Genomic DNA, 14,688 nt, shown 5'->3' with positions numbered 1-14,688 from the left:
CTATTTTTCTTATGACCAAATATAAGAAAAATTTATCTCACTAAATAACAAAAAAAGCCCAAGTCAAAAACTGACTCGAGCTTGGGTTGGTTAAAACGGTAATTCTTCCTCTTCCAAAACTAAATCAGCGAGGTCGTTTGCCACATTATTTTCTCGCATGTCACGTTGGGCACGGCTTTCTAAAAGTTGGAAAGAATGGCAAAGCACTTCTGTCACATAATTCGTGTGACCATCTTTTTCATATTTACGTGTGCGAAGCTCGCCATCAATCGAAATCAGACTTCCTTTTCCAGCATAAGAAACAAGAGTTTCTGCCAAACGTCCCCAAACCACAACTGAAATAAAATCAGTCTCACGCTCACCATTTTGCGATTTAAAACGGCGGTTGACTGCTAGTGTTACACGTGTAACAGATTTCTCATTTGAAGTCGTCACAAGCTCAGGCTGCGCTGTCAAACGACCAATCATAATAACTTTATTGTACATCATTACCTCCTTATCTTATTATTCGAAAAAGAAGTTGTTAATCTACTTAAAAAATGAAATTTTTAAACAATTCTGCTAAAATAAAATCAATTTTTATGAAAAAAAGCCCTCACCCACTCCATGTCCCGTAAAGGAACACCTGCAGATAATGCCTGCATTGAATGGTTTCACTCCGTTCTAAAGTCTGAAACCTTTTATCTCCATAACTGGAGAAACCTCAATAGAGATAGTATAACAGATATTGTCAAAAACTACATTACATTTTATAATGAAACTAGAATTCAACGGAACTTAAAAGACATGTCTCCTGTCGAATACAGGAAACATGTCTTACAATAGTGTTTTTCTTCTGTCCCACTAACGGGGGGCAGCGCCCAAATACGTGAATCTCTGTTTTTCTTAACTAAGAATTTCTCTCAAGCTCTTTTCTTACCCTTTCCAGTGTTTTTCTGGGTTAAAGGCTTCGCCGACTACGGCTGTGTCATCAAGTTCGATGATACCACGTTTTTGTGGGGCATTTGGAAGGGCTAATTCGCGAGGTGAACACATCATACCAAAACTCTTTTCGCCACGAAGGGCACCTGGGAAGATAAGACTTCCGTTTGGCATCATAGCACCTGGAAGGGCTACGATTGTCTTCAAACCAACAGTGGCATTTGGCGCACCTGCAACGATTTGAACGGTTTTGTCATCTGAAATTTGCACTTGGCAAATGTTCAAGTGGTCGCTGTCTGGGTGAGCTACCATTTCTTTGATTTGACCAACAACGAATTTTGGTGATGGGTCATTTTCTAATTGCTCAGCAAAACCTTCTTTTGCCAATTCAGCGTTCAATGTTGCAACGTCTTGGTCAGATAGAGTGACTTGACCAACGCCTTCAATTGTAACCAAGCTTGACACTTCAAAAATATTCCAAGCAACTGTTTCACCATTTTTCTCAAGGAAAACGCGTGAGACATTGCCTTTGCGTTCGTAGTCAAGTTTAGCACCTTTGCTATCTTTGACAATTACCATGAGGACATCACCGACATGTTCTTTGTTGTACGTAAAAATCATTTTCTCTCCTATTTCAATCCAGCTAAAAAGCTGTTAATTTCTGCTTTGGTTTTGCGTAATTTATTAACTAAACGACCAATTTCTTTTCCATTTTCAGTCACCACAAAACTTGGAATCCCAAAAATATTCCAGCGTTGTGCGACTTCCATGAAATCATCACGGTCCACACGGACAAAGGTGAATTCTGGATTTTCTGCTTCAATTTCAGGCATGACTGGATAGATGAATTGGCAGTCTGGGCACCAATTTGCCGTAAAAAAGAAAACCACTTTTTCAGGTTTTTCTAGATAGGTAGCCATTTCTTCATAGGATTTTGGGCTAATCATTTTTCGCCTCCTCATAGCTAATCTCACCATTTTGGTAAACAAATTGAAACGTCCGACCGTCCTCTAAAACAAGACCACCAGTCGTTCTCTCCTTATCAGATTCAAAAGCATTCACATAAAGCACCGAGATATTGTCAAATCGACTAAAATAATTACGAATGGCTTGCTTAATTTTTTCTTGTCGCTTTTCTTCGCATTGTTTTTTTAGGATTGCTCCCAAAATGATGACACCACCGACTCCCACTAAGCTAAAACGTGACAGTAAGTTTCTTTTTTTGTTTCTCATACGCTTTATTTTAGCATATTTCATCCTATAATACCAAGATAGAAATATTTAATGCTATTTCTAACATTAAATTGTCTGAAAACGTGATAAAATAGAAATCATAGAATCGAGGTTTTTATGTCAGAATTATTTTCAAAAATAAAAGAAATCACAGAACTTGATAGTATTGCAGGATACGAGCATAGCGTTCGTAACTATCTTCGTTCAAAAATCACACCGCTCGTTGATGACGTGCAAACTGACGGTCTTGGTGGTATTTTTGGTATTAAAAACTCTGCTGCTGAAAATGCACCACGCATCATGGTTGCTGCTCACATGGACGAAGTTGGTTTCATGGTCAGCGACATCAAAGCTGACGGTACCATGCGTGCTGTTGGTATTGGTGGGTGGAATCCTTTGGTGCTAAGCTCACAACGTTTTACTCTTTACACACGTGACGGTCGCGTCATTCCAGTCGTTTCTGGTTCTGTTCCACCGCATTTCCTTCGTGGAGCAAATGGCTCTGCTGCTCTTCCAAAAATTGATGACATCATTTTCGACGCTGGTTTTACAGACAAAGCTGAAGCAGAATCATTTGGCATTCTTCCAGGCGACATCATCGTACCAAAATCTGAAACAATTCTCACAGCCAACCAAAAAAACGTTATCTCTAAAGCTTGGGACAATCGCTTCGGTGTGCTTATGGTAACCGAATTGCTTGAAAGCCTTAAAGGTCAAGAACTTGATAATACACTTATTGCTGGTGCCAATGTTCAAGAAGAAGTTGGCCTTCGTGGCGCACACGTTTCTGCCACAAAATTCCAACCAGAACTCTTCTTCGCCGTTGATTGCTCACCTGCTGGTGACATTTATGGCAACCAAGGTAAAATTGGCGACGGAACACTTTTCCGTTTCTACGACCCAGGACATATCATGTTAAAAGATATGCGTGATTTCTTACTCACAACCGCTGAAGAAGCTGGTATCAAATATCAATATTATGCTGCCAAAGGGGGTACAGATGCTGGTGCTGCTCACCTTAAAAACGGTGGTATCCCATCGACAACTATCGGTGTTTGTGCGCGTTACATTCATTCACACCAAAGCCTTTATGCTATGGATGACTTCTTGCAAGCGCAAGCTTTCCTTCAAGCTATTGTTAAAAAATTAGACCGCTCAACTGTTGACCTCATCAAAAAATACTAGAAAGGATCTAGGGGACTCAGGTCATTAAGCAGCTCTGTTGCACTTCCCCCTTGTCTTACTATGAAAATTGGATTTATCGGAGTCGGAAAAATGGCAACTGCCATTATCAACGGACTTAACACAACATCACACGATATCATCATTTCAGGTTCTTCACTTCCTCGCTCACGCGAAATCGCAGAGCAGCTTGAAGTTGAAGCAGCCCTTTCACACCAAGAACTCATTGACCAATCTGATTTGGTTATCCTTGGTATCAAACCACAAATGTTTGAATCAGTCCTTGCTGGACTTCACTTCCACCAACCCATTCTTTCAATGGCAGCAGGGGTAACATTGGAACGCCTTGGCAAATTAACAGACCCAAATCTTCCATTAATTCGTATCATGCCAAACCTCAATGCTCAAATTCTAAAAAGCACAACAGCGATTTGTACCAATGACAACGTTTCTGCAGAACTCCTAGTAACCGCCAAAGAAATCACTGACAGCTTTGGTTCAACCTTTGATATTCCTGAAAAAGACTTTGATACTTTTACAGCTCTTGCAGGCTCTAGCCCGGCTTACATTTACCTATTTATCGAAGCCCTTGCCAAAGCTGGTGTCAAATATGGTATTCCAAAAGAAAAATCACTTGATATCGTGACACAAACTGTCCTTGCTAGTGCCGAAAATCTTCTTCACGGTTCTGACAGCCCACATGACTTGATTGATAAAATCTCAAGCCCTGGTGGAACAACCATCGCAGGACTTCTCGACCTTGAAAAAACAGGATTGACAGCTAGTGTCATTTCAAGTATCGATGCTACAATCGATAAAGCAAAAGCTTTGTAAAATAAAAAACGCCTTTACAGCGTTTCAAACAAAAGACAAACCCCAAAAATGAGGTTTGTCTTTTTTATTATGAGCCACAGGGGCAATAAAAACATAAGATTTTTTTACATCAATCACCTAAACCGATACGGTTAAAGATTTCATCAACACGTTTAGTGTAGTATGATGGATTGAACAATTCATCGATTTCTTCTTGTGTTAAACGTGAAGTGACTTCTTCATCAGCTTCAAGAAGTGGTTTGAAGTCAACTTGGTTATCCCAAGAATAAGCTGTCTTAGGTTGAACAAGGTCATAAGCTTGTTCACGTGTCATTCCTTTTTCAATCAATTTAAGCATTACACGTTGGCTGAAAATAAGACCAAAAGTAGACCCCATGTTGCGAATCATGTTTTCTGGGAAAACAGTCAAATTTTTCACGATATTTCCAAAACGGTTAAGCATGTAATCAATAAGGATTGTAGTATCTGGTGAGATAATACGTTCAGCAGATGAGTGAGAAATATCACGTTCATGCCAAAGTGACACGTTTTCGTAAGCTGTTATCATATGACCACGAATAACACGTGCAAGACCTGTCATATTTTCTGAACCGATTGGGTTGCGTTTGTGAGGCATAGCTGAGCTACCTTTTTGCCCCTTAGCGAAGAATTCTTCAACTTCACGTTGTTCAGATTTTTGCAGACCACGGATTTCAGTTGCCATACGTTCAATTGATGTTGCAATGCTAGCAAGAACTGCAAAGTATTCTGCATGAAGGTCACGTGGAAGAACTTGTGTTGAAATTTCTTGTGCACGAATACCAAGTTTTTCACACACATAAGCTTCAACAAATGGTGGAATGTTGGCGAAGTTACCAACAGCACCTGAGATTTTACCAGCTTCAACACCAGCAGCAGCGTGTTCAAAACGTTCGATGTTACGTTTCATTTCACTGTACCAAGTTGCCAACTTCAAACCAAAGGTAGTTGGCTCAGCATGCACACCGTGAGTACGTCCCATCATGATTGTAAATTTATGTTCTTTAGCTTTGTTAGCAATGATTTCAAGGAAATTATGCAAATCTTTGCGGATGATTTCATTAGCTTGTTTGTAAAGGTAACCATAAGCTGTATCAACAACGTCAGTTGATGTCAAGCCATAGTGCACCCATTTACGTTCTTGCCCAAGACTTTCAGAAACTGCACGAGTGAACGCCACAACGTCGTGACGTGTTTGTTGTTCAATTTCCAAAATACGGTCAACGTCAAAGCTTGCATTGGCACGGATTTTAGCGACGTCCTCTTTAGGAATTTCTCCCAATTCAGCCCAGGCTTCGTCAGCCAAAATTTCAACTTCAAGCCAAGCTTTGTATTTGTTTTCTTCACTCCAAATTGCCGCCATCTCAGGGCGTGAATAACGATCGATCATGTTTAAGATATAAAGGGCGTTAAGCGAATACAGTTAACTCCCTAGCTCCTTTCCTTTTTTAGTTATATCAATAAAATAACTAACACAATTAATTAAAATCTTCCTTACCAATTCAACAGATGGATAGTGAGGTAAAGTTGTTAAATCTGTATCAAGTGGTAAATCATAAACAGCAAGGTAATCATTGGGGTAATTATTTGTCAGCTCTGCCATTTTTTCAGAAATACGAGACTTATCTGAAGAAGCAAAAACGACTTCAACGATAGCTTTCTCAGCATTATCAATATAAGCATGAACAATGATTTTCAGCATATTTTCCCCGATTAACACTTTAAAAATCCATTCCTTCACCCATTTCCGCAATGGTATCTGGTTCATCACTAAACAAAGTAATGTGTCCCATTTTGCGGTTATGTTTTGCCTCTAGTTTACCATAAAGGTGGAGGTGAGCGCTAGGATTTTCTTGCACATAAGCTTGTGCTTTTTCCATATGTTGTCCAAGAACATTCAGCATAACAGCTGGTTGATGGAGATGAATTTTTGGAAGTGGCAAGCCGAGAATTCCCAAAATATGTGTGTCAAATTGTGAAAAATCACAGGCCTCAATTGAATAATGTCCTGAATTGTGAGGACGTGGTGCAATTTCATTGACGATAATATCATCAGGCGTCGCAAACATTTCGACACAAAGTGTACCAGACAATTCCAGTTTTTCAGCGATTTGAACAGCCATAGCTTGTGCTTTTTGAGCAAGTTCATCAGAAATGCGAGCTGGTACAATTGTTTTAGATAAGATATTATTGCGATGAATATTTTCTTGTACTGGAAAAACGGTCATATCCTTGCCATTTCCTGAAACAATCACTGAAATTTCAAGGTCAAAATTCACAAATTCTTCCAAAACACATTCGCAAGAATTGGCTAATTTGTTAGCGTTAGCTAAGTTTTCAACTGATTTAATCACGATTTGACCATGACCATCATAACCGCCAGTTGCTGTTTTTAAAACATATTTCTTAGATAAATCAATATCCTCAAGGTCAAGACTTGATGTGACGACCTTGTACGGTGCTACTTTCACACCTGCTGTTTTAGCTAGAAAGTCTTTTTCAAAGATACGGTTTTGCGAAATACAAAGCAAATCAGTTCCTTGCGGTAATTGCCCTTCCTTGACAACCGCATCCAAAGCATCCGCATCAACATTTTCAAACTCATAAGTGAGCACATCGCAGCGTTCTGCTAGTTCACGCATAGCTTCAACATCATCATAAGGTGCCACAATCATATCACTCACATGTGAAGCTGGGCAATCTGCTGCAGGGTCCAAAGTAACCACTTTATGCCCCATATAGATAGCTGAAATAGCCATCATTTGTCCAAGTTGTCCACCACCGATAATACCGATTGTTTTAGTCGAGTTCATCTGTTGAAGCCTCCGCAACTTTACCTTGTTCAAGTGCAAAGTTTTCTAGTTTTTCTGCCAATTCAGTATCTTCAATTGCCAAAATACGAAGAGCTGTTAGAGCAGCATTAGTTGCTCCTGACTCTCCGATAGCCATAGTTGCCACAGGTACTCCGCCAGGCATTTGAACGATTGAATAAAGCGAATCCAGTCCGCTAAGCGCGCGTGATTTCACAGGAACACCAATAACTGGAAGTATCGTTTTAGCTGCGACCATACCAGGCAAATGAGCAGCACCACCAGCACCAGCAATAATCACCTTAATACCACGCCCTCGTGCTTCTTCGGCGTGTTTAAACATCAAATCTGGTGTACGATGTGCAGAAACAACTTTCTTTTCATACGCCACACCAAATTGATCAAGTACCTCTGCTGTTTTTTTCATGGTAGCCCAATCAGATTTACTACCCATGATAACTGAAATTAATGGTTTCATTATTTTCCTTCCAATTGTTTTATATCTTCAACATCAACAACATGATAGCCAAGTTTTTTTAATTTTTGAGCAAAGAGCCCACTACTTGCCACTTTTTGTCCAGAAAAGTTTCCATCATAGACTTGATTAACACCACATGATGGAGTACGTGATTGTAAAATTGCTAAATCAATTGACTTTCCAGCCATTTCATCTAGACAACACTTAATACTCTTTTCAAACATCTCATCATAACAATTACCAGCAACATCAACAACACGACCGTCACGCACTTCAACTGGTTCTCGTGGTGTAGACAAACCTGCTAACACTTCTGGACAAACAGCTATCACATCTTTGTCAGCAACATAATCTACAAGGGCTTGATTGTAATTATGACCTCCGTTATACTTACAGCTTTCGCCCAAAAGACAAGCGCTGACTAAAATACATTTTGGCTTAACGTCCAATAGCTTTGCTTCCGATATCGTTTCGATAGAAAAGACCTGTTGTGTCTTGAGTTGCAAGTTCAGCATAGATAACATCTTGTGCTGATTTAACATCTTCCTTAGTTGTTACCAACATGTAAACCCGACCACCATTTGAAAGAAGTGCTTTATCATCAGCAAATTTAGCACCTGCATAATAAGTGATAATATCACCTGACGTTTTCTCAGGAAGGCGGACACCTTTTTCATAAGCAACTGGATAACCTTCTGAAGCCACAACAACACCAAGAGTGACCCCTTTGTCTATCCAAGTGATTTCTGGAGCTTTGCCATCTAAAATGTCAGTGATATTTTGAGCAAAATCAGATGTCAAACGTGGTAAGATAACTTGGGTTTCAGGGTCACCAAAACGTGAGTTAAATTCGATAACTTTTGGACCATCAGCTGTCAAAATAAGTCCTGCATAAAGAACACCAAGATATGGACGCCCTTCCGCAATCATACCATTAAAAACTGGCTTCACAATTGTTTCTACAACTGTGTCAACAACACTTTGTGGCAAATGTGGAACTGGTGCATAAGCTCCCATACCACCAGTATTAGGACCTTTATCGTCATCAAAAGCACGTTTGTGGTCTTGTGCAGTTGGCATGATATAGAATTCATCACCATTAACAAAGGCAAATAGTGAAAATTCTTCACCATCAAGAAATTCTTCAATGACCACACGCGCACCAGAATCACCAAATTTATTATCAAGCAACATTTCATGCGCCGCTTCGATCGCTTGTTCTATTGTTTCGGCAACAACAACACCTTTACCAAGCGCCAAACCGTCAGCCTTAACAACAATTGGTGCACCGTGTTCTTCAATATAGCTCTTTGCTTGCTCAAAATCTGAGAAAGTGCCGTAAGCAGCTGTTGGAACATGGTATTTAGCCATGATTGATTTAGCAAAATCTTTAGACCATTCAAGCTCTGCAGCTGCTTTACTTGGTCCAAATGCTTTCAAACCAGCAGCATTAAAATCATCAACGATTCCTGCAGCCAAAGCACCATCAGGTCCGATAAATGTCCAAGCAATATCATTAGCTTTCGCAAAATCAATCAGCTTAGAATGTTCGGAAATACCGATATTTACCAAATCAAGTCCATCAAGTGTCATGCCATCATTACCAGGTGCTACAAAAACCTGATTCACTCGAGGAGATTCCAACAACTTCTTAGCAATAGCATGCTCGCGCCCACCAGAGCCAACAACTAAAAGTTTCATAAGTAAAAATACCTCAATACAAACATTACAGGAGCCTAAGCTCCAAACTCAACAAAGTACGCAAAAATATATTTTACGAATTATATAAATACATTATAACATATTTGTTCGGAAATTATCGCAATTCATATAACAAGTTTGTAAAAAATAATAGAACTACAACAAAAAAAGAAGCATCTTGCCGTTTCAAAACACTTCCCTTTCTGACTTTATCTTATCTAATCTATTTTTTAACTAAGAACGCAGAAGGCATTCTGCCAGTTCCTCGTTCCCATAGTACCGTTTAAAATTCTATCCACAATCCATTATTTCAAGAACAAAGCCTCTAGAGAACTGTTTTTGTAGGAGATTATAATCCCCACCAACCAGTTATAACAATTGAAAAAAATTTTAGCATCTATCAATTCCAACCTTTCTTATAATTTATGATTTTATGTTAATAAAATCTATAAGAAAACAACATGACAAAAATGTCATGTTGTATCATTATTCCATTCTTCTACTAATTTACTTTTCAAATAAGTATCTCCAATTAAATTAGCAAATAAAATTGCATTGGAGTAAGATTTTTGTGCCGCTAAAAAATCTTTTTTAAATTGTAAATAATATTTCCACTCAACTAAACTTAAAACTGGACGTCTTTGAAAATCATGAACACTTGCCATGATAGTGTCGCTTTTTATAATTATTCGTTTTATAAATGATTCTCTATGGAATCGTAAAACCAAATCTACATTATTTAATAAAACATTATTTAAAATCAAAGAAGTTTCTGGCGAAAGATTTTCTTGATTCAGCAAACACTCCATTAATTCATCATATAAATCTAAGCTATAGATTCCCTCAAACGATTTAGCAGAAGCAAGGCAAGCAAAATATAAATCTATTAAAATCAAATCATTGATTTGAAATTTTTTCTTTCGTCTAACCTGGTCAAAATAGTCATTTAAAATTCCCTCACCAAAATTAACATCATCACTGAAATGAACATCAATCTTTGATTGTAAACAATCAATAACCAAACGTTCCTCTTCAGGTATAACTTCGTAATATCTTTCTGCAATCTCGTCAAAATAGGAAGTTTGTCTCTGAAGACGTTTCTCATCTCCATAAGTCGGTGTTCGCAATAATAAATACTTTAACTCCTTGTATCTAGTAGGAAGCTCTAGATTTTTACCATCAACTAATTCACCAATCGTTACGTCCAAAACCTTTGCAATATATCCCACTTTATTAAGAGTTGGAACGGATTGTCCCTTTTCAATTCTAGCTAATTGCCGTACAGACAATTCTGTTTCATCGCCACAAAATTCCTCACGTGAAATTCCTTTTTCCTCTCTTAATGCACGTACTTTAATCCCAAACTTTTCCAACTTAATCTCCTATCAGCAAAAGAGTATATATTTCATATTTTAGCATATCCTCATCTCTCGACAAAATAATTCCCTTAAAAATAGCGAATTTTCTAATAAAAACAAATAAAAATAACCCAAACCTCCTTTTCTTAGATAGCTTGGGTTAAATTAATATAATCAATTATGAAACTTTACCTTACAGGAGCATAAGAAGCACTCCCAATGCATTATTGATAAAATGGATAGCTATTGTATACTCCAGTTTCTGTGTCTTATAATAAACAACAGCAAGTACCAATCCCATACCACCATAAATAACCCAACTTCCAATATTAGTTGGCATATGCAATAAACCAAAAAGAAGAGAGCTAATGATAACACCAAAATAAGAATTATTAAAGGTACGTCCTAAGATAAGTCCACGCATAACTGTTTCTTCTACAATCGGTGCAGCAATAACAGTCAATACAATTAACAAAAGAGGTGACATTCCAAGCTGCTCAAGTGCTGCTTGGTTTTCTGTATTTGCCCCAAGACCATTTTCTAAAAATAAAATAATACCACCAATATACTTAACAACAGTTAGTACAACAAAGCCTATCAAAACCGTCTTCCAAGCTTGCCAGGTCTTTAATTCCTCTAAATGATTCAACAGCCCAAACCGCTTAGCAACATAGACTGTGAAAACAGCAACTACCAAAAGAGCTAAAGCAATTAATACAGATTGCCAAAATGGTTGATTTGCCGTAATAAAAGCAGTTGGCAACTGTTCCAGTAAAATCAATCCTAAGGCCAAAAAGAAATATTTTAAAGCTATTAAAAATTTTTTCATGATATCACCCCTTATAAAATTCTTGTAAATATTAGTTTAAAGAAAACAAATCCCAAAAATAAACTATACAACCAAATCAGCAAAACTATCGGATACGTTAACACCACGCCCATAAAAGCATATAAGATAATCAACATAAAATTCTCTAAAAATAAGAAAATCAAAATTGATATAGCTGTCACCCTCAAAATAAATTGATTGCGCTCATCATAAGCTGCTATGTAAGCTGCTCTTAACCGATTCGGCTGCCTTGTCAAAGTTAAATAATAGATAGCAACTACTAATCCTGCTACTCCTCCGCCTAGTAATAAACCAGCCGCAAAATCATTGATCTTGATAAAAAATGAAATCAATAAACATAAAGCAGCAATAAATAGAAAACTTAATGATACTGTCATCATATAATGACGATATTCTTCCAATGTCTTTTTCCGAGTTAGACTTATTAAAGCTTTTAAAACCAAAATTTTCTCCCTTTATTTCCCCAAAATTTTATCTTGAAAAAAAGTAATAGATAATACGTTTAACATGATACTCATTGCTAGTAAAAAACCCAATAAAAGGTCACTCAGATTAGCCACCAATGCTGTAAGTAACAATAGTTGCCCTAAATTTAGCGTAGCAAGACCAATGTTTTTCAACGTCACATGGTTGCTGTTTTTCATAGTCTCATAAAGTGTGTTCATCTTTTTCTTCTACTTTTCATCTTCAAAAATAAAAATCTCTTCAATTGTTTTCCCAAAGTATTTAGCGATTTTATGAGCTAACTCCAAAGAAGCATTATAACGTCCCTTTTCAAGTGAGATAATCGTCTGCCTTGTCACAGCTAACGCTTCTGCCAGTTCTGCTTGACTAATTTTATTTGCTTTGCGTAGTTCTTGGATTTTTGTTTCCATTTCCTCCTCCATATCGCATCAATTGGTAAATGAGACTTTACATTTTTAGTATAGTTTACTTTACATTTTTTGTCAAGTTTATTTTACGTTTTGTATAAAATAATCAAAAAAGCTGACACATTCAGGTCAACTTTTCTGGTCTTATCATAATATTTGATAACTTAATTAGTAGAATTTTTAAAACGTTCAACGTCACGCGCAATCACAAGTTCTTCATCGGTTGGGATAACCATAGTTTTCACACGCGCTTGATCTGTCGAAATAACGCCGTAGGCTCCTGACACATTCTTAGCTGGGTCCGTATCAACACCAAACCAAGTCATGCCAGAAATAATATCCTCACGAACAACGCTTGAATTTTCACCGATACCTGCCGTAAAGACAATAGCATCGGCGCCATTCAAAACCGCAAAATACTGTGCAATGTATTTTCGTAATCGATCAATATACATGTCATAAGCCAACTGACACTTTTCATCGCCCTCTTCTTTTCCAGCAAGAATATCACGCATATCACTTGATTTCTCAGAAATACCAAGAAGACCTGAATCGCGATTTAATACCGTACGCATTTTTTGAGGGCTATCGAGATTTGGTTCACATTCTAATAAATACGTAATCACACCAGGATCAATGCTTCCTGAACGTGTTCCCATCATTGTCCCACCAAGCGGTGTCAAGCCCATTGAAGTATCAACGGATTTACCGTCCTTGATCGCAGTCACGGACACCCCATTACCAATATGGCAAGTAATCAATTTCAAATCTTCCAAAGGTTTTCCTAAAACCTTTGCCGCTTCTTGGGCGACATATTGGTGACTTGTTCCATGGGCACCATATTTACGAATCTTATAATCAGTATAATAACGATTTGCAATCGGATAGCGGTATGCTACTTCGGGCATTGTTGCATGAAAAGCAGTATCAAAAACAACAACACTTGTAATGTCAGGCAAAAGGTCTTTAAAAGCTCTAATTCCAAGAGCTGCTCCAGGATTATGAAGCGGTGCTAACATGGATAATTCTTCAACTTGTTGAATGACCTTATCCGTCACCAAAGCCGAGTCTTTGAAATACTCACCTCCAGCAACGACACGGTGTCCAACACCTGTGATCTCATCATAACTAGCAATGATGTCCATTGAAATCAAATCATCCAAGAGAATTTTAACAGCCGCTGTGTGGTCTGGAATATCCTTGGTTTCAGATTTCGTATGTCCATTAAATTTAACCGTGGAAACACCATTGACAAGACCAATACGTTCAATTAGTCCTTTTGCAATAACTTCTTCTTCTGGCATATTATACAATTGCCATTTCAGACTTGAACTTCCTGCATTAATAGAAATAGTTTTCGCCATAAATTTACCCCTAAAGCGTTTTCATGTTATATCCCTATTCTATCATATTTTTTTAAAAATTAATATTATCAATTTTCCATTTTTGAAATTTTCTAATGAAATCAGTCAGAGCTTCACGACTTTGTAAGTCAGAAAGTGGATAAACAAAGGTTTCTGGCGTATACGCAGCCTGTTTTTTCAAAACAAAAATTGATTTTGCATTCGCTGCATTACCAAAAATAGATTCTGGCAAGGTAATCACGGCGATAATATCCGCGTAATCTTTCAACCATTGTTTCAATAAATCACTTTGCTTACTTGTCAAAAGACTGACGGGCGCCAAAAAGACTGCAATACCATCTTTTTTGAGATATTTTAACGATTGTTCCATCAATAAATGATGGGCATAAGTATGCTCATCAGAATTTGCCACTTTATAACGTTTGGCAATGTCATCATTAGGATAAAAACCAACTGGCAAATCACTAATAATCACATCACTTTCTTTCAGAATTTGTGGACGCACAGCATCTTCTTGAATAAACTGAGCATCAGAATCCAACACTTCTGCAATACTTGCTGATAAATCAATCAATAAATCGTCAACTTCAATACCAAGATAATTTAATTCTTTAGACGAATTATTTAACAATGTTTGAGCAAGGTTTCCTGTCCCACTACCAATTTCTAAAAGATCAATTTTATCTGAATCTGTCAGATTTTCAATCAAGAACAGCAAAATAAAACCAATAGCATCTGGTGTAAATTGATGATTGGCTTGCAGCTGCTCTGTTTGACCAGCTTTAATAAAGATAAATTGGAAAGCTCGACGCCACTCTTCTTTGGTCAATGCAAGCTGACGTAGTTTTTCATTGTTGGCAGCAACTTCTTCACTGGCACCTTCAGCCCCCAAGTAAAAAGAATTCTGTTCAATAAGCGCATCATAAATATGAGTTTTTAACTCATTTTCAATTAATTGGATATTTTCTAAAATCAGCTCATAGGCTGTTTCAATTTTTTCAAAATTCATCTTGTCCTCCGCAACCCTATCATATCAAAAAACGCAGGAAATGAAAAGAAAGTCCTAA

Annotated in this window: 19 protein-coding genes and 1 pseudogene; 3 read left to right on the top strand and 17 right to left on the bottom strand. The window is 37.6% G+C overall.

All coding sequences use genetic code 11. The features are described from left to right. Window positions 1-90: 90 nt before the first annotated feature. Window positions 91-486, bottom strand: a complete 396-nt coding sequence (locus SMA_RS00815) for a single-stranded DNA-binding protein (RefSeq protein ID WP_014293786.1) — start codon at window positions 484-486, stop codon at window positions 91-93. A gap of 120 nt (window positions 487-606) precedes the next feature. On the opposite strand from SMA_RS00815, the gene SMA_RS12345 reads away from it, so the two are divergent. Next, window positions 607-825, top strand: coding sequence for an IS3 family transposase (locus SMA_RS12345; RefSeq protein WP_081498561.1), 219 nt, complete (start codon window positions 607-609; stop codon window positions 823-825). A 90-nt stretch (window positions 826-915) separates the two neighbouring features. Here SMA_RS12345 and ytpR read toward each other — a convergent pair whose 3' ends face one another. The 3 genes from ytpR to SMA_RS00800 are packed head-to-tail and all read right to left on the bottom strand — an operon-like array spanning window position 916 to window position 2,154. Continuing rightward, window positions 916-1,542 carry a YtpR family tRNA-binding protein gene (gene ytpR / locus SMA_RS00810; protein WP_014293785.1) on the bottom strand — a complete coding sequence of 209 codons (627 nt, stop codon included), beginning with the start codon at window positions 1,540-1,542 and terminating at the stop codon, window positions 916-918. A gap of 8 nt (window positions 1,543-1,550) precedes the next feature. Beyond that, window positions 1,551-1,868 (bottom strand): thioredoxin family protein, encoded by a 318-nt coding sequence (locus SMA_RS00805; protein WP_009853246.1) that lies wholly within the window; start codon window positions 1,866-1,868, stop codon window positions 1,551-1,553. Then, window positions 1,861-2,154, bottom strand: a complete 294-nt coding sequence (locus SMA_RS00800; RefSeq protein ID WP_039670370.1) for a DUF4651 domain-containing protein — start codon at window positions 2,152-2,154, stop codon at window positions 1,861-1,863. Before SMA_RS00800 ends, SMA_RS00805 begins: the two co-directional genes overlap by 8 nt. A gap of 117 nt (window positions 2,155-2,271) precedes the next feature. Here SMA_RS00800 and pepA point away from each other — a divergent pair, with 117 nt between their 5' ends. Continuing rightward, window positions 2,272-3,339: a glutamyl aminopeptidase gene (gene pepA / locus SMA_RS00795; protein ID WP_014293783.1), complete on the top strand. Its 1,068-nt coding sequence runs from the start codon at window positions 2,272-2,274 to the stop codon at window positions 3,337-3,339. A gap of 60 nt (window positions 3,340-3,399) precedes the next feature. Then, a complete protein-coding gene (gene proC / locus SMA_RS00790) occupies window positions 3,400-4,170 on the top strand; it encodes a pyrroline-5-carboxylate reductase (RefSeq protein WP_014293782.1) in 771 nt (256 codons plus the stop codon). Window positions 4,171-4,279: 109 nt separating this feature from the next. Here proC and purB read toward each other — a convergent pair whose 3' ends face one another. The 13 genes and pseudogenes from purB to SMA_RS00725 all read right to left on the bottom strand — a co-directional run bounded on the left by purB (window position 4,280) and on the right by SMA_RS00725 (window position 14,630). Further along, a complete protein-coding gene (gene purB, locus SMA_RS00785; RefSeq protein WP_014293781.1) occupies window positions 4,280-5,578 on the bottom strand; it encodes an adenylosuccinate lyase in 1,299 nt (432 codons plus the stop codon). A gap of 88 nt (window positions 5,579-5,666) precedes the next feature. Beyond that, window positions 5,667-5,890 (bottom strand): annotated as a pseudogene (locus tag SMA_RS00780) (phosphoribosylaminoimidazole carboxylase). A 19-nt stretch (window positions 5,891-5,909) separates the two neighbouring features. Further along, window positions 5,910-7,001, bottom strand: a complete 1,092-nt coding sequence (gene purK / locus SMA_RS00775; RefSeq protein WP_014293779.1) for a 5-(carboxyamino)imidazole ribonucleotide synthase — start codon at window positions 6,999-7,001, stop codon at window positions 5,910-5,912. After that, the gene (purE, locus tag SMA_RS00770) at window positions 6,988-7,476 is read right to left on the bottom strand and encodes a 5-(carboxyamino)imidazole ribonucleotide mutase (protein ID WP_014293778.1); all 489 of its coding nucleotides are present in this window, start codon (window positions 7,474-7,476) and stop codon (window positions 6,988-6,990) included. The genes purK and purE overlap by 14 nt, the downstream gene beginning before the upstream one ends. After that, window positions 7,476-7,925 carry a 2-thiouracil desulfurase family protein gene (locus SMA_RS00765; protein WP_014293777.1) on the bottom strand — a complete coding sequence of 150 codons (450 nt, stop codon included), beginning with the start codon at window positions 7,923-7,925 and terminating at the stop codon, window positions 7,476-7,478. The genes purE and SMA_RS00765 overlap by 1 nt, the downstream gene beginning before the upstream one ends. Then, complete coding sequence (purD, locus tag SMA_RS00760; protein WP_014293776.1) at window positions 7,915-9,177, bottom strand: phosphoribosylamine--glycine ligase; 1,263 nt, start codon at window positions 9,175-9,177, stop codon at window positions 7,915-7,917. The genes SMA_RS00765 and purD overlap by 11 nt, the downstream gene beginning before the upstream one ends. A gap of 473 nt (window positions 9,178-9,650) precedes the next feature. Further along, entirely contained in the window at window positions 9,651-10,550 is a 900-nt protein-coding gene (locus SMA_RS00755) for a helix-turn-helix domain-containing protein (RefSeq protein WP_014293775.1), read from the bottom strand. 178 nt (window positions 10,551-10,728) lie between these two features. Beyond that, window positions 10,729-11,364, bottom strand: a complete 636-nt coding sequence (locus SMA_RS00750; RefSeq protein WP_014293774.1) for a CPBP family intramembrane glutamic endopeptidase — start codon at window positions 11,362-11,364, stop codon at window positions 10,729-10,731. 11 nt (window positions 11,365-11,375) lie between these two features. Continuing rightward, window positions 11,376-11,828, bottom strand: coding sequence for a hypothetical protein (locus tag SMA_RS00745; RefSeq protein ID WP_014293773.1), 453 nt, complete (start codon window positions 11,826-11,828; stop codon window positions 11,376-11,378). Between the two features lie 12 nt (window positions 11,829-11,840). Continuing rightward, window positions 11,841-12,050, bottom strand: a complete 210-nt coding sequence (locus SMA_RS00740; RefSeq protein ID WP_014293772.1) for a hypothetical protein — start codon at window positions 12,048-12,050, stop codon at window positions 11,841-11,843. A 9-nt stretch (window positions 12,051-12,059) separates the two neighbouring features. Beyond that, the gene (relB, locus tag SMA_RS00735) at window positions 12,060-12,260 is read right to left on the bottom strand and encodes a type II toxin-antitoxin system RelB family anti-toxin (protein ID WP_012961332.1); all 201 of its coding nucleotides are present in this window, start codon (window positions 12,258-12,260) and stop codon (window positions 12,060-12,062) included. A 161-nt stretch (window positions 12,261-12,421) separates the two neighbouring features. After that, on the bottom strand, window positions 12,422-13,621 hold the full coding sequence (locus tag SMA_RS00730) for an acetate kinase (protein WP_014293771.1): 1,200 nt from the start codon (window positions 13,619-13,621) through the stop codon (window positions 12,422-12,424). 52 nt (window positions 13,622-13,673) lie between these two features. Then, window positions 13,674-14,630 (bottom strand): class I SAM-dependent methyltransferase, encoded by a 957-nt coding sequence (locus tag SMA_RS00725; protein WP_014293770.1) that lies wholly within the window; start codon window positions 14,628-14,630, stop codon window positions 13,674-13,676. Window positions 14,631-14,688 lie beyond the last annotated feature (58 nt).

Origin of the sequence: Streptococcus macedonicus ACA-DC 198, from assembly GCA_000283635.1 — a bacterium.
GTDB lineage: Bacteria > Bacillota > Bacilli > Lactobacillales > Streptococcaceae > Streptococcus > Streptococcus macedonicus.
Note: the sequence above shows the minus strand (reverse complement) of the source record. Positions and strands in the feature narration are given on the sequence as shown.